This window comes from Halocynthiibacter sp. SDUM655004 (genome assembly GCF_026015885.1).
Lineage (GTDB): Bacteria > Pseudomonadota > Alphaproteobacteria > Rhodobacterales > Rhodobacteraceae > Falsihalocynthiibacter > Falsihalocynthiibacter halioticoli.
The window spans coordinates 47,605-72,138 of record NZ_JAPDUG010000005.1 but is presented as its reverse complement, the minus strand read 5'-3'; the positions used below and the strand labels follow the sequence as shown (position 1 = coordinate 72,138).

27 protein-coding genes are annotated in these 24,534 nt (G+C 54.6%); 10 read left to right on the top strand and 17 right to left on the bottom strand.

Annotation, left to right across the window (positions count from 1 at the left end):
* Positions 1-112 precede the first annotated feature (112 nt).
* The 7 genes from N9C89_RS15600 to N9C89_RS15570 all read left to right on the top strand — a co-directional run bounded on the left by N9C89_RS15600 (position 113) and on the right by N9C89_RS15570 (position 5,447).
* On the top strand, positions 113-487 hold the full coding sequence (locus tag N9C89_RS15600; protein ID WP_263954954.1) for a hypothetical protein: 375 nt from the start codon (positions 113-115) through the stop codon (positions 485-487).
* On the top strand, positions 484-894 hold the full coding sequence (locus N9C89_RS15595) for a hypothetical protein (RefSeq protein ID WP_263954953.1): 411 nt from the start codon (positions 484-486) through the stop codon (positions 892-894). Before N9C89_RS15600 ends, N9C89_RS15595 begins: the two co-directional genes overlap by 4 nt.
* Positions 891-1,223 carry a hypothetical protein gene (locus tag N9C89_RS15590; RefSeq protein ID WP_263954952.1) on the top strand — a complete coding sequence of 111 codons (333 nt, stop codon included), beginning with the start codon at positions 891-893 and terminating at the stop codon, positions 1,221-1,223. The genes N9C89_RS15595 and N9C89_RS15590 overlap by 4 nt, the downstream gene beginning before the upstream one ends.
* Positions 1,220-2,677, top strand: a complete 1,458-nt coding sequence (locus tag N9C89_RS15585; protein WP_263954951.1) for a DUF4942 domain-containing protein — start codon at positions 1,220-1,222, stop codon at positions 2,675-2,677. Before N9C89_RS15590 ends, N9C89_RS15585 begins: the two co-directional genes overlap by 4 nt.
* Before the next feature lie 301 nt (positions 2,678-2,978).
* The gene (locus N9C89_RS15580) at positions 2,979-3,317 is read left to right on the top strand and encodes a hypothetical protein (protein ID WP_263954950.1); all 339 of its coding nucleotides are present in this window, start codon (positions 2,979-2,981) and stop codon (positions 3,315-3,317) included.
* A 634-nt stretch (positions 3,318-3,951) separates the two neighbouring features.
* Positions 3,952-4,848: an ArdC family protein gene (locus tag N9C89_RS15575; RefSeq protein ID WP_263954949.1), complete on the top strand. Its 897-nt coding sequence runs from the start codon at positions 3,952-3,954 to the stop codon at positions 4,846-4,848.
* On the top strand, positions 4,848-5,447 hold the full coding sequence (locus N9C89_RS15570; RefSeq protein WP_263954948.1) for a DUF6927 domain-containing protein: 600 nt from the start codon (positions 4,848-4,850) through the stop codon (positions 5,445-5,447). Before N9C89_RS15575 ends, N9C89_RS15570 begins: the two co-directional genes overlap by 1 nt.
* Before the next feature lie 180 nt (positions 5,448-5,627).
* Here N9C89_RS15570 and N9C89_RS15565 read toward each other — a convergent pair whose 3' ends face one another.
* The 5 genes from N9C89_RS15565 to N9C89_RS15545 all read right to left on the bottom strand — a co-directional run bounded on the left by N9C89_RS15565 (position 5,628) and on the right by N9C89_RS15545 (position 8,056).
* Positions 5,628-6,044: a hypothetical protein gene (locus N9C89_RS15565; RefSeq protein WP_263954947.1), complete on the bottom strand. Its 417-nt coding sequence runs from the start codon at positions 6,042-6,044 to the stop codon at positions 5,628-5,630.
* A gap of 53 nt (positions 6,045-6,097) precedes the next feature.
* Positions 6,098-6,328, bottom strand: coding sequence for a hypothetical protein (locus N9C89_RS15560; RefSeq protein WP_263954946.1), 231 nt, complete (start codon positions 6,326-6,328; stop codon positions 6,098-6,100).
* The gene (locus N9C89_RS15555; RefSeq protein ID WP_263954945.1) at positions 6,321-6,473 is read right to left on the bottom strand and encodes a hypothetical protein; all 153 of its coding nucleotides are present in this window, start codon (positions 6,471-6,473) and stop codon (positions 6,321-6,323) included. The genes N9C89_RS15560 and N9C89_RS15555 overlap by 8 nt, the downstream gene beginning before the upstream one ends.
* 245 nt (positions 6,474-6,718) lie before the next feature.
* Entirely contained in the window at positions 6,719-7,231 is a 513-nt protein-coding gene (locus tag N9C89_RS15550) for a hypothetical protein (RefSeq protein WP_263954944.1), read from the bottom strand.
* A gap of 117 nt (positions 7,232-7,348) precedes the next feature.
* Positions 7,349-8,056: a ParA family protein gene (locus N9C89_RS15545; RefSeq protein WP_092841512.1), complete on the bottom strand. Its 708-nt coding sequence runs from the start codon at positions 8,054-8,056 to the stop codon at positions 7,349-7,351.
* 725 nt (positions 8,057-8,781) lie between these two features.
* Between N9C89_RS15545 and N9C89_RS15540 the strand changes: the two genes are divergently transcribed.
* From N9C89_RS15540 to N9C89_RS15530, 3 genes are read left to right on the top strand one after another with little or no spacing between them, the layout of a single operon-like run.
* Positions 8,782-9,357, top strand: coding sequence for a transposase (locus N9C89_RS15540; RefSeq protein ID WP_263954943.1), 576 nt, complete (start codon positions 8,782-8,784; stop codon positions 9,355-9,357).
* Entirely contained in the window at positions 9,344-12,058 is a 2,715-nt protein-coding gene (locus N9C89_RS15535; RefSeq protein ID WP_263954942.1) for a relaxase/mobilization nuclease domain-containing protein, read from the top strand. Before N9C89_RS15540 ends, N9C89_RS15535 begins: the two co-directional genes overlap by 14 nt.
* On the top strand, positions 12,051-14,219 hold the full coding sequence (locus N9C89_RS15530; protein WP_263954941.1) for a type IV secretory system conjugative DNA transfer family protein: 2,169 nt from the start codon (positions 12,051-12,053) through the stop codon (positions 14,217-14,219). The genes N9C89_RS15535 and N9C89_RS15530 overlap by 8 nt, the downstream gene beginning before the upstream one ends.
* Before the next feature lie 64 nt (positions 14,220-14,283).
* On the opposite strand, the gene N9C89_RS15525 is transcribed toward N9C89_RS15530, so the two are convergent.
* From N9C89_RS15525 to N9C89_RS15470, 12 genes are read right to left on the bottom strand one after another with little or no spacing between them, the layout of a single operon-like run.
* Positions 14,284-15,363: a type IV secretion system protein gene (locus tag N9C89_RS15525; RefSeq protein WP_092841502.1), complete on the bottom strand. Its 1,080-nt coding sequence runs from the start codon at positions 15,361-15,363 to the stop codon at positions 14,284-14,286.
* Positions 15,364-15,373: 10 nt separating this feature from the next.
* Positions 15,374-15,775 (bottom strand): hypothetical protein, encoded by a 402-nt coding sequence (locus N9C89_RS15520; protein ID WP_143076376.1) that lies wholly within the window; start codon positions 15,773-15,775, stop codon positions 15,374-15,376.
* Positions 15,772-15,978, bottom strand: a complete 207-nt coding sequence (locus N9C89_RS15515) for a hypothetical protein (protein WP_092841499.1) — start codon at positions 15,976-15,978, stop codon at positions 15,772-15,774. Before N9C89_RS15515 ends, N9C89_RS15520 begins: the two co-directional genes overlap by 4 nt.
* Positions 15,975-16,964: an ATPase, T2SS/T4P/T4SS family gene (locus tag N9C89_RS15510; protein ID WP_263954940.1), complete on the bottom strand. Its 990-nt coding sequence runs from the start codon at positions 16,962-16,964 to the stop codon at positions 15,975-15,977. The genes N9C89_RS15515 and N9C89_RS15510 overlap by 4 nt, the downstream gene beginning before the upstream one ends.
* Positions 16,965-18,335 carry a TrbI/VirB10 family protein gene (locus N9C89_RS15505; protein WP_263954938.1) on the bottom strand — a complete coding sequence of 457 codons (1,371 nt, stop codon included), beginning with the start codon at positions 18,333-18,335 and terminating at the stop codon, positions 16,965-16,967. It abuts the gene before it with no gap.
* A gap of 2 nt (positions 18,336-18,337) precedes the next feature.
* Positions 18,338-19,030, bottom strand: coding sequence for a TrbG/VirB9 family P-type conjugative transfer protein (locus N9C89_RS15500; protein ID WP_092841492.1), 693 nt, complete (start codon positions 19,028-19,030; stop codon positions 18,338-18,340).
* 1 nt (position 19,031) lies between these two features.
* Entirely contained in the window at positions 19,032-19,685 is a 654-nt protein-coding gene (locus N9C89_RS15495) for a virB8 family protein (protein ID WP_263954936.1), read from the bottom strand.
* Positions 19,686-19,697: 12 nt separating this feature from the next.
* Positions 19,698-20,486 carry a type IV secretion system protein gene (locus N9C89_RS15490; RefSeq protein WP_263954958.1) on the bottom strand — a complete coding sequence of 263 codons (789 nt, stop codon included), beginning with the start codon at positions 20,484-20,486 and terminating at the stop codon, positions 19,698-19,700.
* A 53-nt stretch (positions 20,487-20,539) separates the two neighbouring features.
* Positions 20,540-21,685, bottom strand: a complete 1,146-nt coding sequence (locus N9C89_RS15485) for a lytic transglycosylase domain-containing protein (protein ID WP_263954935.1) — start codon at positions 21,683-21,685, stop codon at positions 20,540-20,542.
* Positions 21,685-21,906, bottom strand: a complete 222-nt coding sequence (locus N9C89_RS15480) for a hypothetical protein (RefSeq protein ID WP_123619138.1) — start codon at positions 21,904-21,906, stop codon at positions 21,685-21,687. The genes N9C89_RS15485 and N9C89_RS15480 overlap by 1 nt, the downstream gene beginning before the upstream one ends.
* The gene (locus tag N9C89_RS15475; protein ID WP_092841488.1) at positions 21,903-24,266 is read right to left on the bottom strand and encodes a type IV secretion system protein B4; all 2,364 of its coding nucleotides are present in this window, start codon (positions 24,264-24,266) and stop codon (positions 21,903-21,905) included. The genes N9C89_RS15480 and N9C89_RS15475 overlap by 4 nt, the downstream gene beginning before the upstream one ends.
* Positions 24,256-24,534, bottom strand: a complete 279-nt coding sequence (locus tag N9C89_RS15470) for a type IV secretion system protein VirB3 (RefSeq protein ID WP_092841487.1) — start codon at positions 24,532-24,534, stop codon at positions 24,256-24,258. The genes N9C89_RS15475 and N9C89_RS15470 overlap by 11 nt, the downstream gene beginning before the upstream one ends.

Here is a 24,534-nt window from a genome sequence, read left to right as displayed (position 1 = left end):
TGCTCTCGGCGAGGGCCAAGGTTTCAGGAGAGGCACCGCTTCGCGGTCCTTCCAGAACCCTTGTCCGATTTTGGGAAACACCAGAACGGACCACAACACAAAGGAACACGATATGATGAAGGTTTTTGAAAATCCGGCGCACCTACGCGCGGCGATTAACGACGTAAAGAACGGTACAAACACAGCCGCCCAATTTGATCGCTGGGCCTATGTCGGTGCTGATGGCAATATCTACACACACCCCACCGAACAAGGCGCTATGCGCTTTGCCGGGACGCATGGCATTGGCATTTTCACCCTTCGCGCTGACTATGACACAGCCGTTCATGAGTTCTCATCTTCTGATGAAACCATGCTGCGCACGTTTGGCAAAGATCACCACGAAGCGGCAAAAATCAAACCAGACATGACCTTGATTGGTCCAGAGGGCAATACCATCGCCACAATGGATGCATGGGCGTCCGACTGGACGGAGGCGGGCCAATGAGAGAGGAAATCACAATCACCGCTCAAATGGTCTATGACTGTCCCGCAGAGGACAGTCGCCAAGGTCAAGGCCAAGCCATCCATAACGACTTGCTGCGCCTTTTGGATGCCGACAGCACCACAGGCGTTGCATGTTGCGGCGTCACAGTTCAGCATCTTTCGCCAGAGGCTTTGACATACGGCAACGCCGAAGCCCGACAGGTGGCGGAACGTCAGAGCGACCGGATTTTATCCGCCCTTGCCGAACTATACGGCGTGGATAGCGTCCCTGACCTGCTCACATATGCCCTATGTGACCTGCGCCACCTTGCAGATCAAAGCACGCTTGCATTCGACAGGCACGACAAGAACGCCTTTCAATACTACCGCGCGGAGAAAGACGCAGAGGACAAGGAGTCCATGCGATGAAGCCGAGCATTTTCAAGATCACGGGGGGCCATCTAACCGCCCGTGACAAACGCAATATCCTTGATTGCATCGAATACCTGCGCGGACAGGATCACCATAACGCATGGCTTGGATACAAAGGATCACCCAAGCAATATTGCGTCACAGCCGATGCAGACTTGCCGAATATCTACGGCGTTAGGATCAGCGAAAACTACACAACCGATTGGGGCGAGAAACGGCAGCGTGAGTGGAAATTCACGGTTGAGGCAAAGGGCATCGACCCCTTGCAGCCCGTGGCACCAAAAACCGACCCCCAAGCCGATCTATTCGAAGAAATGAGCGCATGAACATGCAAGCCCCCGAAATCATGGCCGACGACAGCGAACAGGCATCGAGCCTGCCCGCCGTCACTTCGCAAATCGAAGATATTGTTGCTGCCCGCGATGCAGCACTTGCCAAGATCACCGAAGCCGCCGCCACCCTTGAAGCAGCTTATACCCTCACCGACGAGGCCAACGCCTTCGCCCGTAAGGCCCAATGCGGCCGGAAGTATTGGGGCATCGACCGGACCCACAACAAGCACTACGAACACCTTTCACAGCAAGGCTTTGACGCGGCGCAGTCGGTTGAAACCTACCGCCGCCAGCTTGACGCATCCGTCTGGTCTTACCTGTTGGAAGAAACAGGCATCCGCGACCTAATGGACGCTACCGGATCACGCGAGTTCGACCAAGGCCTGCGCGAGGAAGTCCCGCCCGTGACCGTGCAGGACGTTCGCGCCACTTTCGAAACATGGATGTGCAATGCCGATCTGACCTTTGCACGAGGGCTGGCCGTCGCATTTGCGCGGCTTGATAGCCGCTTCAAATCACACGACGCCTTCAAACTCGGTTCACGCATGATCGTTGATCGTGCCTTTTCCGAGTATTCCGGCAGCTTCAACCGATCATGGGCCGAAGAAACCATCATCGACGTGGAGCGTGTTTTAGCCAAGCTGGACGAACAAGCGCCAGCCGGTCGCGGCTTGATCCAAGAGATCGACGCCGACCGGCGCGGCTATGGTCCGCAACAGTCTTTGACCGAAAGCCGGTTTTTTCGCATCCGGGGCTTCATGAACGGCAATGCCCACCTTTGGTTTACCCGCGATGATCTGGTCACAAAGGCCAATCAGGTTTTGGCCGACTACTACGGCGAAGTGATCCCCGACGCCGCCCCCAAGGACGAAGACAGCGCCGCCTTTACCAAGCGTACAAACCTACCGTCCAAAGACCTGCAATTCTACCACACGCCCGCCGAGGCAGCGGCCAAGGTTGTGGATCACCTTCGCTATCAGGAAGGTCAACATATCCTTGAGCCAAGCGCAGGCACAGGCCACCTTGTCAGGCCGCTTCTGGAGAAGGGCCACAAGGTTACGGCCATCGAGATACACGCGGACAGGGTGCGCCAGTTGCGGGAGCATGAAGGCCCACAATGCAGCGTGATACATGGCAATTTCTTGAACCAGCCCGCGAACCCGATCTATGACGCCGTGATCCAGAATCCACCCTTCTTTCGGACGCATTGGATGGACCACTTGCGCCATGCCTATGACTTCCTGAAATTCGGGGGCCAGCTTATCGCCATCGTTCCGGCATCCGCTGAAGTCGGTCAAAGCAAAGCCCACATTCAATTCCGCCGATGGGCCGAGAAGGCCAATGGTGGGCGAAGCTGGGGCATGTTCACAGACCTACCCACCGAGAGTTTTGCCGAGGCTGGCACCAACATCAACACCGTGATTTTCAAGGTCACAAAGCAAAACTGATATTGGATCAGCGCCCGTTGCACACATCACAGATTGCGGCATCGGGCGTCTCCACCCCATTACTGACGCGAAAGGGGTTGTAGCAGTGAAGGCAAGTTGCAGAATTTGCGCCGTCCTCAAGGTCGCAATCATCGCGCTTAGACTTTTGGTTTAGTCCTGTATTCTTCTCATTCATCTTCCCCTAAAAATCCTCGGGGGAGCGCCCTGCAGGGCGCGGGGGCAGACAGCCCCCTTTGCAGCTTGTCGTTTCGACGGAGCTCGGTACAATAACATATCATTGTCTGATTTACTGGATTGTTCTTTGTCGGAAGCACTTGCCCCCATACCAAACGTGATCACGGAAGTCGCTTTGCGCCACTGCCTCGAAACAGGCTCAAAATTGCTAATCCGCTGCACCCAAACGCCAACGCGAAAAGCGTCAACTTGGCACGGTCTTTGGACGATGGAGGCCCATCATCCTGACGGGTCTAAACAGATGCTTGTCACGGCCCGTTCTCGGCTTTCTGGTCAAATCTGCGTTCGTGAGTTCAAGACCGTGACCGGGATCGTGTCATTTCTAACAGACTGCGGTTTCACCAAAGTGTCCTTCCCCATGATCGAGACAGATTCCATGACACTTTCGCTGGATACCGAAACCTAAGTAGACAGAGCAGGACGTTTAGTGGCCCATGTCCCGCCCCTTGGGCGGGCCACCGCGCCCTAGTTCCAGCCGCAAGCGTCTTCCACCAGAACACCGCGCCCCGATACGAGCTGATCCAATAGTCGCCGGGCCGTCTCTCTGAGCCGCCCCACTTCCTTTGTCTCATGCTCGCCCTGGGCCGCGCCGATCAGCCCTGCGGGTAACGGTCGTTCGCTTCGCCTTGGGCGGGCAGCGCGTTACCCACAATCCCGATACTTCGATATGTGGTGTCTTCGTTTACGGGAATGCTGTGGTTTGGGGCTCAGGCGATCGAGCCGCCTTCACCCGCACTGGATAACCCCCTGCCCTACGGGCCTTTGGCCCTGATTTGTTATTGGCCCCTTGGGGTTCGGACAAGCCGAACGCCACTGCGGGGCGTCTGCGGTAGGGATACCGCCGTCTCCAAGTCGAATAGACGGGGGCCGTGTCCTCGCTGCGCTGCGGGCCGCACCACCCCCCGTCGATTAGGCTTGGAGCCTCCTAATCCTTCCTTTCATCGCATTCAGGTTTTCAGGAGCAGGCGCATTCGCGCTGTCCAAAAAACCCGAACCATTGGGCGCACAGTCCCAAAAGACACCACAAAGGATGATAGGTTATGCCAAAAGTAGATATTCACCAGCACGTCACAGATGCAATCGTCGCGCAGATCGAAGCAGGCACACCACCTTGGCGCAAGCCGTGGACAGGTGGCGCAGGATCAGCCGCTTTGCCATTGCGTCACAACGGCGAGGCATATCGCGGGATTAACATTTTGATGTTGTGGGCGACCGCATCCGAGCGCGCTTATTCGTCCGAACGGTGGATGACTTTTCGTCAGGCGCAGGAGTTGGGCGGCATGGTCAAGAAAGGCGCGAAGGCTGCACGTTCCGTTTTCTATGGCACGTTTGAGAAGGACGCCGAGGGCAACGACGCACCAGACGGAGAAGGCAAAACCCGCGTTCCCTTTGCCAAGTGCAACAACGTATTCAACGCGGATGAAATCGAAGGTTTGCCCGCCGAATACTACGTTCTGCCGGATCCTGCCCGCGATCTTGGCACCGAGCCAGATGCAGACCTAGAGGCATTTTTTGCCAACACAGGTGCGAAGATCATCACAACCGACGAGCCACGCGCCTACTATCGCCCGTCCGAGGATCACGTTCACATGCCGCCAATCGCTACGTTTTTCAGCGCGGCCAAGTATTATGGGGTTTTGGGCCATGAAATCACGCATTGGAGCGGTGGCGAAAAACGGCTGGACCGGATCAAGAAATTCAACGACCGTAGCGCCTACGCATTCGAGGAACTTGTCGCAGAAATCGGCGCTTGCATTCTTGCCGTGAAACTTGGCATCGAGCCAGATTTTGACCAGAGCGCGGCATACGTCGAATCTTGGCTTCGCGCCTTGAAGGACGACAAAAACCTAATTTTCAAAGCCGCGTCAGAAGCACAGAAAGCCGTGGATTATATCGTGGCCGCGACTGAAGCAACACAACAAGGGGAGGCAGCATAATGGGCTGGACCTGCCACTACACCCCGCCCCGCGATGAACGCGCCGAGATTGAAAAATTGGTGACGTTCGAGAATGAAGACCGGGCCATGCGGCCCGTCTTCACCACCCGCAAGGGGTCAGTTTGGTATCTGGCCGTAGAAGTGACACCCAAGCCAGGTAGCGCCGAGTCCTTTGGTTACGAGACCGACGGGTTAGGCCGCTATATCTTTGCCGCCGTGATCCTTACCAGCCGCAGCAATGGCGAATGGTGTTACAAAGATATGGAGGAAAGCATGGGGCCATGTGAGGCACAGGCACCGCAAAAATTGCTCAACATGCTATCGGCCACAACCAAAGAATACGCCCTTTCATGGCGTGAGCGTTGCAAATCAACCGCAGCCCTAGCAGGCCGCAAGATTACCCATGGTGATACCATCCAGCTTGCTGAGCCTTTGACGTTCAGTGACGGCATCGAGCGCGACACCTTCACAGTAATGAAAGAGCGTTTTGCCGGATACCGCCGCGCAACAACGTATTTTCTTTGTCAGAAAACAGGTGCGCAGGTGCGTATCAGCAAATTCATGCAGCGGGCGTGGGTCAAGGTTGAACAGCCGCTTTAACACTGGGAGCCGCAAAAGCGGCCCTTAAACCCCTCCCTGTTGGCCCACTTGGCCGATACTGCCCCCGCCTGAATAGGTTGGGGGCTTTTTCATGAGATGGTGTTGGTGACGCGGCAGGGGACGAGCTGCGCCCGCCCCCTGCCCCGCCTTGCGCTTCGCGCCCTGGCCCCGTGGGCCAGATCAAAGACAGGTGAACGGCAACGGGTCGCCGAGCGCGACGGTGCGCATTTCGCCGTTCAAGGAAATTTCCACGGCGCTATGCGCCCGCAGACCGGCCAAGAGCGGTTCCCAAACGCCATCCTGATTTTCAGCCTTTGAGATACGACCGTGGATCATGGCAGCATCAATCCTGATTAGATCAGGAAACCGGAATGTTGTGACGGCGCTTATGTCGGGATCGGCACCGAATGCAACCATCACGGCACTGACCGTTGTTCCATAGACCGAATTAGGGTCACAGACCAAGGAAACGCCCACATCAGAATCGCCCGCTTTGTAGAGGTCTACACCGCGTTCCATTTCGTGATCCCAGGCAAGAGCCGACACCGGCAGGGATGCCAGAAAGGTGATAGAAATAAGGGTTTTGACAATATGCATCGACTGCCTCCTTTTGGGACGCAGTCTAGCATTTTTGCTTGCGTTTTGAAAGCCTACGCCGCGCCCTTGTCGGCCTCTTTCCACTCGTAAGCCCAATGATCCATCGTTGCGATCACGGACCCATCAGGAGCCTGCAATGTGAGTTCCGGCGTGATTTTGGCGGACTTGTGATGGTCCTTTCCAAACATGCGCAAAGTGTGTTCGTTCGATGATTGTAGCCAGCTTTCGCTGGTGCCGTAGTCAGCCACCAGTTTGAAAAGTCCGCCCTGCCCTACCTCACTCATAGATCACGTCGGTTTTCTTGCCATCCTTCCACATGGGAACCTGATCGCCAGTGTTCCACTCATAAAGCCAGCCCACGACAGTGCGTGTTTTCCGATCCAAAATTCGCTTTATTGGTTCAGCATAAAGTCGTTTTTTGCGTCCCATAGATTTTCCTCTGCATTCACTGTTAACAGCGATTTTCCTGCCCGACCCACAATTCGAAGTCGGGTAGGCCATCGCCTATCCGCGAGTTTGCGCGGAGCATGAGAGGATGGGGGTGAAACCAAATCGACAGGGTTGGTGCGGCCCGCAGCGAAGCGAGGACACGGCCCTGTCTATTTTGTTTCAGGGGGAAGGAAGCCGAAACTCCTTCCCCCTCTTAAAAATGTTGGGGCGCATCGCGCCTTCTATCAATCTTTGCTGTTCAGTTCTTTGATAACAGCATCAAGACAGGACCAGAAAAGTGGTTCAAACTGACCTCGCATCATCGCACTATCGGAGGATAGACGGTGTGGATCATGTTTGTTTCTGAGCGCATCGAGCAAACTTGCATCGATGCGTTTTGTGCTTTTATACCCTTGCCGCATTGGCATTCGTTGGACGTCTTGTTTTTCCACATACTCAGGTTGTGGTTCAAATTGCTCGACTGCCCGACGCCCTGCCATGGTGATAGCAATTTTCGCGGGAGTTCCTTTTTTTTCCAACGCGTCCAATTGCTTTTGTTGGTCCAGCTTGACCGCAGCCGACAGGGCGATTTCGCGTTTGTCGCCTGATCCTTGGGTTGGGGGTTCTGATTTCGGTTTTGCTGCTGGTGCTGGTTTCGTCGGAGCTTGCTTGGCGCTACTGATCTCTGGCTTCACCGTTGGTTTGGGTGACGGACTTGCTGCGAGAGTCTTTGCAGACTCAGTGACAGGTTTTGACACCACGGGTTTCGGAGTTTCTTCGACAACGAGCTTGTTTGTCGGCAAGGGTTGCGAAAAGTCTGATGTATAAGCCGGATCGCGCCCCTTGAGTGCGGTCTTTTTCTTGCGTGGCATACGTTAACCCCCCGTCAAAGCATCAAGGATTGAAGTTGCTTCCTCGAGCGCTTCTGCAAAGTGTTTTGCCTGAACCCGTAAGTGGCTTGGTCCGTTCCGCCGGTTCTCTGCAATATGGTGGAGGAAGCCCTCTGCCGATGCGTCTTTGTGCTGTTTCCGCTGCATGAAATAATCATCCATCACCGGAAATTGTGCGATAGCTTTTTCTTCAATTGATAGTTCTGCTTTGCTTTGCTTGGCCGGCACATTTGACATTACAACATGGAATGATGGTAAGGCGTCGGCGTCTTCGGCGCGATCACGTAGCCCCACATACCAGTTGAACGTATCTGTTGTGATTTCAAGATCGTCGTCACTCAGCATCATTGGTATGACAAGAACGTCGCTTTCAACCGCAAGATCGTCTGCCCACGCGCCAGCTGCGCCGATGGTATCAATGAAGACGTAATCGGCAGTGTCGTTTTCGTACGCATGTTCAATTTTTTCAGAAAGTTCGTTCACCATCGTCAACGGCTCAATGCGGAATAGTGGGTCTTCAATTTGCAGTTTGTTTGCCCACCGAGCTAGGGCCTGCTGCGGGTCGGCGTCAAACACAAGACAGCGTTTGCCTTTCGCCATGGCCGCGCTGATCAATGCCCGTGCGAGTGTTGTTTTTCCCGCGCCGCCCTTTCGTGTGATGATCGAGATGACCTTCATTTCATCATTGGGCATGTATCTTGTCCTTTGTATCGTGTGGCGTGTTTCGTGTCTTTGGTATCGTGTTGCTGGTAGAGTGTCTACTGTTTCTTGTCGCGTGCGCCCTGTTCGGTGTTTTGTTGCGTGTTTCGTGTCACATGTTGCGTGTTCGTTGTTTCGTGGTCGGTGTATCTTGTCAGGTGTCACTTGTTCCTTGTTCGGTGTCTTGCTGCTTGTCCTCTGTTGCGGGTATCTTGTCGAGTGTAGCTTGTGACGTGTTTAAGGTGTCGTGTGTCGTGTGTCGTGTGTCGTGTGTCGTGTGTCGTGTTTCGTGTCGCTTGTTACCTGCTCTCTTAATGGCGTCGATGCTGTGTCGTGTTTCTTGTGTCCTGTTGATTGCTTGCCGCGTCAGACAGCGAATCTGTCTGCTTCACACCGAAAGAGGGTCTCGCTATCCAATGAAATGCCGTTTGAGGGGGCATATCCGGCCCGTCAGAGGCCCATGCCGTGTTTTTTGGTAGGGTGGGGGCCAAAAGTGCTGTTGGGCCGTCAGGCGGCGCATTTTTGGCTTGGCCCGTCACCTTCGGTTGTGGGCGGTCTCGCCTCTGGCTCGACACGACGACCCGTTGGGCCGTCTGAAACGGAATACAATCACTTTTGACGGCTTTGACAATATTATAATTTGCAATGCATCTTTATAATTGTGTCAACGCCTAAGTGATTGTATAGAAGATGGCAGGAAATAGGGGTTGTATGTTCGCATGGCTGGTCGCCGACGCTTGACTGATTTGGAGCGATTGGAAATCGTCCGTGAAACGCGAAAAGGCGTTTCTGCTCGAGTGCTTGGGAAGCGATACTCGGTTACACCGCGAACGATCCAATACACCGTGAAGCGCGAAAAAGAGCGCCGCCGCGATACCGGCATCCGCACGGCCCAAATTGGAACGACCGTCACACCAGAGGAACTACGGGCGTTTGAAGTGGTGCTTTCACGGCATGGGATCAGCAATCGGTCGGACGGAATGCGCCGACTGATCCAGTCCGCGAACGGAGTTTTCCAACCTGACGAGCATTTGGCAGACGAGTTGAAAGCCTTTCGGGCGGCGTTGAACCGTGTCGGGAACAACGTCACCCAGATCGCGAAGCGGATGAATGAATCGAACAACAAAGGTCTGCGCCCTTCGTTTGGTCCATCAAGTCTGGCGCAGATGCGGAGCCTTGCTGGGTTCGTTCTGGATTTTGCAGATCAAGTAGATCTTCTGACCCGTCGCAAGACGGATGGGATCAGCATGGTTGTGAGTGACGCCCTGAAGGAGCTGGCCGATGGCGAGGAATGATGCCGTCCAGTCTGTAACGGGCGAGATTTTCCGTGAAGGTTGGAGCCGTGTGCGCGGTTCCATGCAGGGGCTTAACGCGAAGAAGCCTCAAATGATCAGAGCGGCCAAGGGCCACCGTGCCGCCGTGTTCAAAGCTATCAAGTCTGGGGGGACGCATACGAAGGCCGAACTTTCCAACCAGCTTGAATACCTGACCACGAAGTCTTCGCACATCGTAGACAGCCGAGGCGTGTTGGACGGCAAGACAACGCTATCGGGCGATGAAATCAAAGGTCTGACAGGAAGATTTTCGAGCCGGTGGGACGATGGGTTTCGCCCAAAGATGGGACACACAACCCACATGCTCATGTCCTATCCGCAAGGAACACGCGGTGAGGACGTGCGAGACATAACCGCGGCTGTGTGTCGTGAGCATTTTCAGAATGATGATCGAAACTTTGATTACATCATCGCCGTTCATGAAGATCGAGCGCACCCCCACGCGCACATCGTCTTGAACCGACGTTCCCAGGAAGGTGAGTATTTCTATCTAGGGCGTGATCATCACTTCAACTATGACGATTTTCGCCTTTCGATGGTTGAACATGCCGAAAAGGTTGGTGTTCGCCTTGAGGCGACGCGGCGACTTGATCGCGGAGACGTCACCTACGCGCCGCGCACGAAGGAAATTTACGAAGCCAAAGCAGAGGGCCGGGAGCCGGTTCAGCGGGAGAGGGTTGGAAGTGACCTCGACCGCGCGTTGGCTGAAATCGCTACCACATCCAAAGTCTACCTTTCGTTGTCCGCCGAGGCGACCAGCGACAACAGGGAAGACATTTCAAATGCCCTTTTCCGGGCAGGTGAAGTCCTTGCTCGTGGGGGCCAATTACAAACAGATGGAGACGTTTACATGGAGAACCAGCAGAGTTTCGATGATCTGAAAACAAGCCTCACAGATCGTCTTAATCGGATTGAAAGCCAAATCCAAAGTGCGTCCGAGGCTGATCGGCCACGGATGGAAAAACAATTGGACAGCGCATTGCAGCCGGTTGCGCACTTGAACCCCGTTGGCACAGCTTCATCGAAGCTGACAACCGCACCGTCAGACACCGGCGTTTATTCAGAAACAAACATCAACAAAGACGGCGTTGGTGCCATGCGCGAGCCTGAGACACGGGCGCAGATCGAAACGGCGCTGCGGGGAACGGGCATTTCATCAGAGGCCGTCATTGCGCGAGTAGAGCAGGGGGCCAACAACGCATTTTTGGAGCAGCGTTGGATTGCGGATGACCTCACAAAAATTGCAGAAACCGAAGGTTTGAACCTTGAGCGTAAGGCTGACTTGGAGGTTGCCGCTGAAAAGCTGGATCAGGCGCATGTACGTCTGGGTGAGGCACTTCAACGCGCCGAGGTGATCAAAGACGACGGTGTTGTATTGGATGATGGTGACGCCGAGTTTGATGCCATGCGGGAAAACGCAGCGACGGAGACCTATCGTGAAGCAGCGTCAGAGCGGTTAGCAACAGAAAGTGGTATTGATAGGGCCGAGGCGACAGGCATCGCCGAGGCTGAACGTCAGGAGGCCGTGACGGACGCATTCAATCAAAACATGAAGGCGATGGAGCGTGCTGGAATGCCTGCGTCGGTCATTGGTGGCTACACCGTCCAAATGACGGAGCGGGCTGAAGAACGGATCGCTGATAATCCAGAGCTTATTCAAATGACCCGCGAAGATCGACGCGAGTTTGAACGGCTTGAGGAGAACCTTGTTCATACACAGGAGTTCAGAGACGGCGATAACGACCAAGCCTTGCAGCAGGACCGTCAGGCCGAGTTCGACGCTTTTGCAGCGAAGTCACCAGCCCACGCGCAGCTTGCGTCCCGTGCATGGGATAAACTTGGCGATGATATGGAGAAGCCCGCGACATACGTTCAGGCAGATCAGAACAACGCCTTGCGTGCAGATATGTCGGACAGAGAAATTGTTGCTGATATTGACCGTGGGGTGCGTGAACAGTTTGACGGGCGAGCCGACGAGTATTCCCGCTTCGAAGCCCTCTCGGTTGAACGTAACCAAGCGGGTGGGGTCGTTAATGGTGCCGCTATGGGTGCCGCATTCACGACATTGGCTGAGAACCGCAATGATGCCGATGTTACGACCGCTGATCAAAGGCGGATCGACGCTTACCTGCGGGATACTGCGGATCGCTATGGTGAGCAGATGCGCGATGGATTGGCCCGTGACAATCAGCCCGAAACAGACCGTCTTAACGATCCAGATTATGAACGGGACGCGGTTCAGGCCCGAGAGTTTTCTGATGCAAGGGTGCGTGAGTTTGACAATGCCATTCGGCCATACCGGACAGATCAAGCTGAAACCGCTGAAATGCGCCGCGTGATCGAGCATGAGCGGACTGAAAAGATCGAAGGTCCGTTTGATGGTGACGTCGACAGCCAGACGTTCCGTGACCAGATCGAACGCGAGTTGGATGATGGACAGCTTGAAGCATTGCGCAACGGTGATGCGGACGCCTTGGAGAACGTGATTGATGAACGTCTTGACCGTTTGTACGCAGCCAAAGCCTATCTGCAATCAGACGCCGAGACCGCCAACAGTGAGGCGACACGCGAAGTCGTCTCAGAAATTGCCGAAGAGGAATTTGATGCACAGCGATTGAAGACGGTTCGCGCAGACACAGAAAAGGGGCAAACACATGGATAAGGGCAAAATCGCAGCGGGTATTTTCCTTCTTACAGCCGTGTTCTTGGCGATTGGCTATGTCGTCGCCACCGCTTTTCTGACGTTTCGCGATTACGGCATGAATGCTGAATTGGACTTCATCTGGCTTGCGGAAAATTACACTGGATTGCAGCGGTTTCGACCGGACGACTTTCGACTGGTTAACCTGATCGTTGGTGGTTTCGGCGTGACCGGCCTTTTGCTGAGTGCGGTCTTGTCAGGGAATGCCCTGACGAAGTTTGGCCGCACTCAATGGCAGAGGGCGCAGCACATGCGGAAGAACGGGTTTTTCAGCAAACCAGGAACAGGTTTTATCATCGGGAAGCTGGGAAAACCGAAAGGCAACGGCAAGCTGATCAGCTCGAAGGTTTTTCCACATGCGTTGATCGTGGCACCAACAGGCCGAGGTAAAACCACAGGCTTTGTCATTCCGAATCTACTTACCTTCAAAGGGTCAGCTGTGGTCCTGGACGTGAAGGGCGAGAACTTTGAAGCAACAGCGCGGCATCGAGCGGCAGAGGGTGACAAGGTATATCGCTTTGCGCCCACCGACTGGCATGACCGGCGCAGCCATCGCTACAACCCTTTGCTGCGGATTGCTGAGTTAGAAGATCCCGACCGCCAGCAGATGGAATTGCAGTTGTTGGCGTCACTTTTTCTGCAAGCGGACAGCGACCGCGTTCAAGGTCTCTTGAAAGGCGGGATCGACTTGTTTGTTGCAGCCGGCCTTTTGGCATTCGAGCGAGAGCGACCCACGCTTGGGGAGATTTACCGGATCACGGCCAGCGGTGGTAACAAGCAAAAAGAGTTCATGATGCGCCGTGACGAGATTCAGAACCGCGCCGGTAAGCTGATCTTTGAACGCATGGCTTCAACCAACAATGACACACTTACGTCCTATGTGTCGTTGCTTATGACGTCTGGTTTGGACCAGTGGAGCAACCCGGCGATCGACAAAGCCACGCAGGTTTCCGATTTTGATTTTCGGACCATCCGTAAGAAGCCTTTTTCTGTTTTTTTGGTGGTGTCACCAAATATGGTCAAACCAATGGCTGCGCTTATCCGGCTGTTCTTTTCTGATCTGATTTCATCCATGCAGGATAAAGAACCTGGCCCGGACGAGCCGTGGCCGGTCATGATCATGCTGGACGAGTTCAACCGCCTTGGAAAAATGCCGATTGTGACTGACAGCATAGAGACTTTACGTTCCTATAAGGGTCACTTGGCTATCGTCACGCAGACCATTCCAGCGTTGGACGAAATTTATGGTGAGAACACCCGCCGTGCCTTGCAAGGTAACGCGGGCGTTAAACTCTATCTGACGCCATCGGATGAAAAAACCGTTGAGGAATTGAGCAAGGCGGTGGGTAAAACCACGAAGCGGGTTGTCACGCGGTCGCGGTCCATCGGGAAAAACCCGTTCGAAGGGCGCAGCATGTCGGAGCGGACAGAGGAAGTGTCATTGCTGCCCGAAGACGAAGCACGTCGCTTGCCTTTGGATGATATTATCATTGTGGTGGACGCACAGATGCCTATCAGAGCCAAACGCATCAAGTATTACGATGATCCGTTCTTCAAAGGCATCCATTCGGCGCAGAAGGGTGAGTTGCCGTTCCCCGAAACGTCTTTGGACAAGGTTTCTCTTTCGGAGCAGGCGAAGGCTACCGGACCAGCCCCGGAGGCTTCACCGGCGGTCAAAGAGACTGATCGACCCGCAACCCCTATGGACAATCCGGTGAAGGGCCAAGAGCCTATGCCAGAGAGCCAACCGGCGTCACCGATGGAAAGGCCCGGTAAAGGCCAAGACCCCATGCCAGAGGGCGGAGCTGGTGCAGACGTGTCAGAGAAGGCCGAGCGGGAAGCACCTAAGGCGGTTTCCGTTGGTGCGGCGTCTCATATTCCGTCCAAAGGCACGTTGCCCACTTCCAGCCGGAAACGTGCCAAGGCGGTTGTGCAAGCGACCAGAGACTTTGATGATAGACAGAGCCAGCTTGATTTGGCCGTGCAGCAGAGTTTGAACCTACAGGCCCCAACCGCCTCTGACATTGCCGCTATCGAAGACACAGATAAGGCTCTTGCGGCGATTGAAGCCGAGTTCGAGAACGAAGGGCAGGGGGGCGTGAAGGTCACTGCCGCTGAATGATCGAGGTAAGCACAAAGCAAAAGGGCCGCTCATTGAGCGGCCCTTTTGCTGTTTGATGTATCTTCTATTTTTTTCCGGCCAGCCGGTCAGCGCGTTCTTTCAACCGGTGCTGTTGTGCGCCAGTGCCGGTTGGCTGTGGCGCGGGCCGTGAGTTGTTCGCCGGGGCTTGGGTGCGTTTGGTTGGGTCGGTGAAGCCCAACTTCTCACGCGCACGTAGAGCTACAACTTCGGCTCCAGAGGCAGTGCCGACGCCTTGTCGTGCATATGCTTGTCTTGCGCCCATTGCAGCAGCACCGAATTGATATGCACCGCCCATGCCGCTGGTCAACGCAGGCATGACAATGTTGCCTGAAATTGCCCGAACGATGAAAGGCGTGGCTATGATGAAGCCTTTAGCCATCAAAATCATCATAAAGAACGGAATCAATGCGCCAATGTTCGATGCACCAGCGGGATCGCCAAGTTCAGTGATCAATGCACCAGCGACGCCCGTGATCGTTGCGAAAACACCGGCTACAACAATCGGGTACATCGCAAAAGAAACGAGTGCGGATAGCCAACGAGCAAAGTAATCCTTGGTCACTTCAAACAGTGTGAGGAAGATCATTATAGGTGCCATGCCAATCAGCAGAGCAATCATTAGACGTGACGCAACGAGAATGAATGCCGCTAAACCACCGAGGATCGACAACATGAGAACGCCAAGAATGTCTAACATCGCGCCAGCCATCCAGTTAAGTTCCGAACCTGCGGCATTGAGATAAGAACCGAGTTCAGCGATCAGAACATCAAATTCCTCTGCAAAGGTCCCCGAAGGGCCAGGCGCACCCCCTCCTACCGAGGCGATTAGGGAACCTGCAATGCTATCAATGCCGTTCAGAATCCCAGACGAGAAGGCGTTGAATTGTATCCAGTTGGTCGCAAATAACCCGACTAGGGTTATCTTAACGGCCAACCAAAAGGCCGTCCGACCATCCATCGACCTAACCTGATAGACCATATTGATAAAGACGAAAGCTACCAGCAGCGTTGCGGCCAGCACAATCAAGGTTCCGACCGTGGCTGCAACCGACCCAAATTGTGTCTCAGCAGCAGAGTTGAGATACCCTTCGGACGTTTCTACAAAATATGTGACGACACTCATTTAGCTCACCTCACCAGTTGTTTTCGAGTTCACAAATCGGTTGAGCGATTTTTCGAGCATCGTTTGCTGCACGTCTGTATTCAGACGTTCGTTGCTGCACTTCAAAGCGTTCGAGTGCGGAATAATGTTCGAAGTAGTATTCTTGCGCTTTGTCCCATGACGGAAACCTCGTTTCGCATGAACATGAACCCGCTTCAGCTACCGCCTGTAAGCCTTGAGCGCGGTACATCATCTGAACCAAATGACCAGTATGTGCCTCGCGGGGTTCAATGTTTTCAATCCACTCGGGCTGCGCAGGTTGATCTGGACAAACACGGGGCGTGTCCGAACCCAAAGTGGGAATGAATTGCGCCGCCGCTCCACTGGCGACGGCGCTAACAAGTGTTGCGATGATCAAAGTTGGTCTAATCATGCGGCTTTTCCCTCGTCTTTGTTGTCAACTAAGACTTCACGCTTGAGAAAAGCCGTTACATGACTGCCGTTCATAGACGTAGATACAACGCTGACGACTTCATAACCGGCAGCGCCCCATTCAGTGAGCGTATCGGCCATCTTCTTCATTTCTTTTGCGTTGCTTGTCCCGAAGGTCAAAACTTCATGTTCAAAATAGATCATTTTCCGTCTCCTTCCTGATCTGTTTCGCCCGGTAGATAGAATTGAGTAATGCCCCGGTTACCTTCATGGCGACCGGCTTGAATAATAACATCAATCGAGCTTTCGATGTATCTTATCATATCTTGGTAAGTCATCGGCACATCTGTTTTCAGTGCCGCGATAGCAAGGCGTTGAACCGCCAACTGGGGCGTTTCAGCGTGGAGCGTTGTCATCGAGCCACCATGCCCCGTGTTGATCGCTTCAAGGAAGGTTAAAGCTTCTTTCCCACGCACCTCGCCAAGAATGATCCGGTCAGGCCGCATTCGAAGGGTGGAGGTCAAAAGAACGTCAGCCATTTGAACCGGCACGTCTCTGTTCGAGATAAGCGTGACCGTGTTTGGCTGCGTTGGGACCAGTTCCGCCGCTTCTTCAATCGTGATCAGCCGTTCGGCCTCGTCAATGTAATTGATGATCTTGCGGCAAGCGACGGTTTTACCAGTCGATGTGCCACCCGAGACAATGACGTTCAGCCGCTTATCGACACAGAATTTAATCGCAGCATCAATGTCACCGGCGAGAACAATCTTGCGAAGTTCAAGATTCCGTTCCTTGCGGTTATTTTCCAGACTGATCTCCTCACCAAAGAGGAATTTCAGCTTAATGTCATCGAGCGACATGGTTGAGAAGAACCGCAAGGCGATGGAATACCCGCCGCGCACGACAGGATCTTGGATCACTTGCGCACGGACAGCCCGCCCATGGTAATCGACGCTGCACGACACAATAGGCTTATCACGGCTGATCTTGGTTTCCGCCGCTGCCGCAATCTGCGTTGCCAGATCACCGATTTGCCGAGTGTCCCAGACGGTCTCGAGACGGCTCATAAAGTGATCGCCCTGAAACTCGCCCCAGATCGAGCCATCGGGGTTGATGCAAATTTCGATAGCATCAGCCCTTTTTGCTTCTGGCAGCTTGTCCAGCGTGACTTGGAAATAGTTGCCTGCCACTTAGAAAATCTCCACGTCACGGTCGACCATGACCGTGATGCGCGACCCTTGATCGACATAGATCACAGGACCAATCGCAAGGTAGTCGCTGAGAACAGAGTCTGTGCTATCCGCCAGATCATCCCCAACATCTTCTAGGACTTCTGCGGAAGTATCATTTTCGACCTGCGCTGCGGCTGCACCGGGCAAGGCCGTGATCAAGGAAATCAACGCCGCCGACCCGAAGCGTTCATCGAAGCGGGTATCGACAACGCCGGTCACACCGGAACGGCCGAGTTCATCCCCACCGAAAGAGCTGATGACAACCGTTTGGTTATTAGGAAGGATAATCCGGTCCCAAGCCACAGTTACACGTTGCTGCGCTATTTCCACACCGGACTGATACCGGCCAATGAGACGTGATCCACGCGGGATCAGCACACGCGACCCGTCAAAGGAATGCACGTCCTCAGAGATAATGGCACGGATCGGGCCGGGCAGGGTGCTGTCTAGCGCCGTTTCGGTGACGGCTTGGATCATTGTGCCTTGAACGACCGTGTTTGCGGGGTTTGCAATCACTTCTGCCTGCGTAACCTGCGTAGGCAGCGCACCATTGGCAACGAAATCCTGAACAGCGCCCAATGTCCGTTCGCTCAATTCGGTATCACCAGCCCCCGAACCACCACCGAAAGCGATAGTCGGGGAAAGAATGCGAGCCTCTTGAAATGCCAGTTCTGCTGCACGACGTTGTTCGAGTTCCGCCATCCGCCGCGCTTCTTCTTCGCGGGCGAGACGTTGGCGTTCAGCTTCCAAGAGTTCGTCTTGAGACGGGCCAAGCGGAGCGGGTGTAGGCGATTGAAGCTGTGCCAATTCGAGGTCCATGCGCAGCCGTTCAAGATCGCGGTCGCGGGCTTCCAGTTCATCTTGGAATTGCTGTTGTGCTGCCTCAGACGATGCTTGCAAAGCTGAGATTTGCTCTGTCAAAGCGTTGATAGCGTCAGCCGCCGCCGTGTCTTCTTCAACAACGGGTTCGGGCGCATTTTGTATGGCCTCGATTTGGGCCTGCAAAGCTGCGAGTTGCGCGAGAAGTTCCGCGTTCGGTTCGGCCTGTGTTTCCACAATTTGAACCTCTGGCTCTGGTGGGGCAGGGGGGACGAACGGCGCAATCTCACCAAAGCCGTCGCCCTGGGACTGAAATTCCTCGGGCTGTGCGACGGGCATTGGCGCTTCGGTTTCGGGCTGCAAGGCAACATAAGCAAGCCCGCCAAGGGCTGCGATGCCGCCGATGCCAGCAATTGCGACTATGGGTGACGGTTTTTTTCTACCGCCAGTGCCGCCGCCCGAACTTTCTAATGCAGCAAGCCGCGCTTTGAGGTCATCTGCTTCACTCATAATTATGTCCCTCCATTGGTGACTTGGATGCAGACAACTTCATCGCCGAGGCGAAGAACCCATTGACCGCTGACACCTGACACGCGCAGGACGCCATCTTCGATTTGCTGAGAATTGACCGTCCGTTCACGTCCGTTGGTAGACCGGAAAATCGCGGGGATTGGTGCGTTTCGTGCGAAACGGAAGTAGGTAAACGTGCCATCGTCCCATACCGATGTTGGGGTGAAAGCTGTCTGACTGCTTGCAGCGTAGTTGTAGTTCGGGGCTTGCTGCGCGACCGCGTTGACACGTTGCACGTTATCTTCAGGGTAACGGAATTGAACGACATAGTATGTCGGTGACGATGCTTCTGTGACGTTGAAGTAATAGCTGCGACGGTTGGTGTAGACCGTGATGTTCGTATGGACACCACGCGCATTGGGTTTCACTGCGAACGCCCGTCCACCAGGAACACCGTCAAGCTGGAAACCTTCCGTATCACCAGCGATGATCGACCGGATTGTCTCACCTTCGCCAAATTCTACCGTGGTAACGTGCGTCAGGCTTACACTGAGACGGTAAACTTGGCCTTCCTGATAGGTGGCCAGCCGAACCCGGCTATCGTTCGGGCCGGATCGTGGTGTGTATTCCGCAAGTGCCGGACCGGCTACAAGAGCCAGCGCCAGCGACAGAATGGTTGGCTTCAATACATTCATCCTAGTTCTCCAATCTGTCTGAGCGGATAGAATATTCTGTGACCGTGAACCCGAATGGGTTGCTCCAAACGTCATCAATGGATCGACGTTCTTCGGGTCTAAATTCGAAGAGCATTGTGGCGGTGAACAAACCGGCTTGGACGCCTTGATTTGAAGTCAGGCGTTTGCGAAGCCGGACCTGCGCACGGTTGACGCCAATGCGGTTGATGCTCAAAACCTCAACTTCGAGACGCGCATTGTCTCCGTAAAGTTCGGGCGGATAGTTCGGGTTGGCGCTGTCCCAAAGCGCCCGCATAGAAGCGAGCGCCGCGCCGTCTGACCTTTCAAGGATGCTCCGAACCCGCACGTCATTGTCGAGCTGGTTGTATGTTTCGCGGTCAGTCACATAACGGAAGGCGACACTTTCGATAATCGCCTGATTTTCCGTTATGCGCTGAGTCTGCACCTGAGCATTGGGCAAAGCCATGCCGGTTTCTGGGTTGAAGGGGACGACAACTGGCTCAGGGTCTACATCGAGAACAGCAACCGCCGCCGCTGACAAGCACCCAATAATTCCAAACGCCATGCCGCCCAGACCGAGCTTTTGCCACAACTGTTCACGACGCCGAGCGCCGTAAATCAGTTCTTCTTCGATGTGTTCCTGTTCAGTAGCCAATGTCTTTTTTCCTTAATCTGCGCTCAAAGTTGGCAGCGTGAAGTCCATGAATTGCTGTTCTTCGGCCAAGGTCGCGGCATCCAGTACGCCAGTCGAACCAGCGCCGACGGTTTGCACGGCTTCCAACTGCCATTGGGCAACCAGAGCGATTGCAAGTTCAGCCGTGACCCGTGTGTTGAGGTCTACGCTGTCCTTGAGTTCTTCCATGTCACCAATCATGCCGACGAGCCGATCCACGCGCTCAAGCGATTGTCCGGCGTCCTCATAGCTATTCTGCGCCGCCGCGGACATGACCGCGCCAGTCGTCGCCTGTTGGGCCGCACGTTCAGCACCGGCAACGCCGCTGTTTGCCATTTCTGACAATGTGTCTTCATCGAAACCGGCATCGGCCAACACGCGCGTCATTTGCGTCTGAATTTCACCGGATCCACTTCCGGCAAGCTGGGACCAGTCGCCGTTCTGGATCGCGTCGATGGTGCCCATAATGTCACCAAATTCTTGATCGAGCAGGCCGTTCAGTTCGTCTTCGAACTGCGTCGTGATGATTTCAGGAAGATCCATCAGGCCTGTCAGCGCGGCATAGGTATCCTGTAGTTGGGCGTATTGCTCGCGCAACGTCTCCAACTGTGCCACAGCTTGCCGCAACTGTTCGTTTTGCAGAACTTCGTCTTCAATCATCTGGCGAAGCTGTTGAATTTCTTGTGCGATGTTCTGTGTATCAACCGTTGGGACGCCCTGCGCATAGGCCGCGCCGCCCCCCATAAGGCTGGGCGCGGCAACGAATGCGGCTGTGCCGATCATGCTTGCAATGATTGTTTGACGCAGAAACGCACGGGGTTGGGTGAATTTTTCCATTAGTCGAGTTCCTCCAATGTGAAGTCCATAAATTGTTGCTCTCTGAGTTGAGCCGCAGCCATAGCCATTTCAGCATCACTCAGAGGACGTGTGCGGGCAGCTTTGAGACGGGTCAGCACGGACACCAACCTGACCAGTTCGGCCCGCGCATAGGTATTCAGAGCCATCGACTCTTGAATGTCCTCGGTCTGGCCGATCCGCTGCACGATGTTGCGAATGCGAAGGGCCGCAGCTTCTACGTTCTGCATCGAGCTATTAGCGTAGAAACTCGCACCACTGCCCGAAATGGACAGGTTGGAGTTCGCCAACAACGCAGGGTCGATGGTTCCCAAAGCATCAATCCCACCAACGCGGGTCAGATATTCGTTATATTTCTGGGGGATCACCTGCACATAATGCTGGGTTTCTTGGAAAGGCGGAACACCACCGTAGTTTTGGACGTTGCCCGGTCCAGCGTTATAGGCAGCAAGCGCGTGGATGATGTTGCCATCAAACATACGAAGCATCTGCGCGAGATACCGTGCGCCGCCTTCAACCTGCAAATACGGGCTGTCATAGTAAGCGGGGTAGATACCCAGATCACCCGCCGTAGGTGGCATAATCTGGGTTAGGCCGAACGCGCCCACTGGCGACCGCGCGCCGATGGTAAAGCGGCTTTCCTGCCAGATCAGAGCTTGCAAAAGACAACGCCATTGTACGACCGAAAGACCTGCCTGATTGACGCCGTTCAATCCGTGCGTTTCCTGTGCCACACGGATGATAAGCTGTTCGATGTTCAGGTTTGCGTCCCCAAACATTTGATTCCCAGCAGGGTTGGTGTCGGTCGGTGAGTAAAGGGCGTCAGCAGATTGTTCTGGTAATGCGCCGTCTTCGAGACCTTGAACCATTGCAGGAATATTCTGCCCACCAAAACTGGATTGTGCGTCGAGGATGTTCTGCAGCACTTCAAGCTGTTCGGCTTCAATTTCCGCGATGGCCTCGGCGGTCGAAAGACGTTCGGCCTGTGTCGCAAGATCAGCCTCACGCCGCAGGTTGGCGGCTTCGTTGCGAATGATCAGGCCCCCATCAACCGTTGGCACACCTTGAGCGAACGATGATGTTGCCCAGATTAGGCAAAGAGCCGTTGTTGATAGGGTAGGGCGCATCACTGGCCCCCCGGTCCACCCAGAGGGGTGAAGTTGCAATCGTCAACGGGTGCAGTCGAAGTAGACAAGCGCCCACCGGATTGCGGCAAAAAGCTCATTGAATTGGCCGAACGTGTGACCACATCAGAAGTGTTGTCGAAGCAATTTGCCGTTAAGCCTTGATACTCACCACACGCTGACAGCGATGCGAGGCCGAGAAGCAATAATACAGTTCTTGTCATTTGACTCTCCAAAAGTCTGGACGTTGGCGGTAATCGGCACCCACCAACTGTTCTCCTTTTTTCATCCCGCCGAGGATTGTTAGCAGCGGCCCAAGGGCGCTCAGATCAGCATTGACAACAACTGACCCTTGATCGTCTCTCACAAGCCCCAAGCGCGACGCGCTTGGAGTTGTGAGCATCACATCAAGTTCCTTGTCTTCGAGGCTCAGGAGGTCATAGTCAGCCGCCTTCGCTTTAGAATTGGGAAGCAAGATTTGCGTCGGCACCGCTTGCAAAATGGTCTCTGCAACGCCGGTCTTTTTGAGTTGGCTTGGGAATTGGGTCATCATCACAACGACCGCATTCTGTTTCCGCACGGAAAAGAGCCAGCTTTCCAGTTTTTCGCGAAAGTAATGGTTGTCGAGCGACTTCCATGTTTCATCCACGATGATCAGGGTTGGCTTGAGGTCTTTCATGGTCCGTTCCACACGGCGGAACAGATACGAAAGCACAGCCATGCGTTCGCGTTCACTGGAATCGTCCAAAATGCCTGTTAGGTCGAAGCCAACAAAATCGCCATCCAGCGAAAAGCTGTCTTCAAGGTTCTGGCCGAAAATCCAACCGTACCGTCCGTCAGCAGCCCATTCACGCGCCCGCTGTTGCAAGTCGCCATCATCATCGGTTGCCGCGAACAGAGACGCCAGATCATCCCAATTCCGCAAGGACGGATCGGCGGCTTCGGCGTTCTGGCGGATCACCTCTTGGATTTTGGTGCGCTGCAGGGGCGTGTATGACTTATCATCGCGGCTAAACAGCGACATAAGCCATTCGTTCATCCACGCCTGACCTTCAACATCTGTCTCGGTCCAGAGCGGGTTCAAACCTGTTGGTTCGCCCGCTTTGATCGAAGAATATGTGCCGCCGTTTGCGCGGACGGCCATTTCCATACCGAGGCGGTAGTCAAAGACGAAGACCCGTGCACCGGCCCGCCGCGCAAGCGTGGCAAGGAAAGCCGACAAGACCGACTTACCGGCACCCTGCCGCCCAAAGATCAGCGTGTGACCGCCCGTAGGTTCCGCGTCAGGTGAGCCCTTTTCGTGATAGTTGAACCAAAAGCCGGAGCGTTCGGGCGTGGGGAGCATTGTGATCGGGACGCCCCAAGGCACGTTATCGCCGGTTTTCCCCAACGGGGTGCGGTGAAACGCGGCAAAGGACGCGAAATTCTTACTCGTCACGATTGCCTTGCGGCTGCGCTTGACCGAGTTGCCGGGGTGCTGGGCAAAGTAGTGGGTCCGCAACGCGAAGCCTTCTTTGATGATTTTCATACCCTGCGTTAGCGCACTACTGCGTATCTCCGCCGTGAAGTCATCCAGTTCAGGAACAGAATTGGCAAAGAGCGTCACCGACATATGGTGATCGCCAAAGCTGAGACGGCCACTGAGAAGTTCATCACGCGCGGCGGCGAGTTGTTCATATTGCGTCACGGCGCCATCATCGGTGGTTTGCATCAAGCGCATCTGACGCTTGATACGATCATCCATCGTATTGCTGTTTACTGGCGTGAAAGAATGCGTGATCACCATGTCGATAGGCAGATTGAGTTCGTCGAACATCGTGCAAGGCGTTCTCTCGGAATAATCCTTGATCGCTAATGTTGTGCCGATTTTCTTACCGACCGAACCGCCAGTCAGTTCAAAGCTATCGCCCTTGAATGTGACCCGAGTATTGGCGACAGCATCCGCAACCACACCGTATTTTGTGCCGGGGTAGAGCGGGGTTTCTTCGCCGGTGTTGAGACTGCCAAGGAAGCCCAACAGTTCGCCGCTTTCCGCGTTCAGCAGACGCGGTTGCATGTCTACGAATGTGGTGCTGATAAAGCCAACAGCCTCGCGCAGCGCGCGCATACGTTTCGCAGTTTCTTCGCGCAAAACCTCAATGGATTTCTTTGGCGAGAACGGCACCTTTTTCGCAGTCGTGGGCCGGTGCATGATTGTCAGCGTGAGGGTCTTATCCCTCATGCCGGCATTTTCCAGAAAGTCACGCCACTGTTCATCGACCGCCGCCGCAAAGCTATCACCCTCGATAGGCTTCATTGTGGGATCAATGGGCTTGGAAACCTTGTGAACATAGTAGGCAAACTGGTGGCCGCTATCGGAAACGATTTGCGCAAACAGATCACGCACCTTGTCCAGTTCGTCGTCGTCTTTGGTGTAGCTGTTGATGCCATCGAGACGGATGCACTGAAACAGTTCATTGCCGCGTGTGCGAACCGTTTGATCGTCTACCAGACTGACATAGGGAAGCATCTGTGCGAGGTGTTTTTCCTTCGCAACCCAATGGGGCAACAGCGATGCAGCGTCAAAGCCATCTTCAAGGCGCATAGCTATCTCCATCGTGGATTTTGCGGTTGGTCGTGGGTGGCGTTTCCTGCAAGGTCGTCACAACCACGTCCAAGAAATTCGGGTCCCAATCTGCGGCTTTGCGCAGAGCGGGGTAGGCGGCCACGGCAAGAACCGCGACCACCCAATGTTGTGTCCACAGAAACACCAGAACGCCGCCGAACAACCACACCATCGCATACATAACGGGCAAGCCGAGTAGTTTCGGCTGTCTGAGCAGTCCTTTGAAAAGTGGCACTTGTGCAGCCAT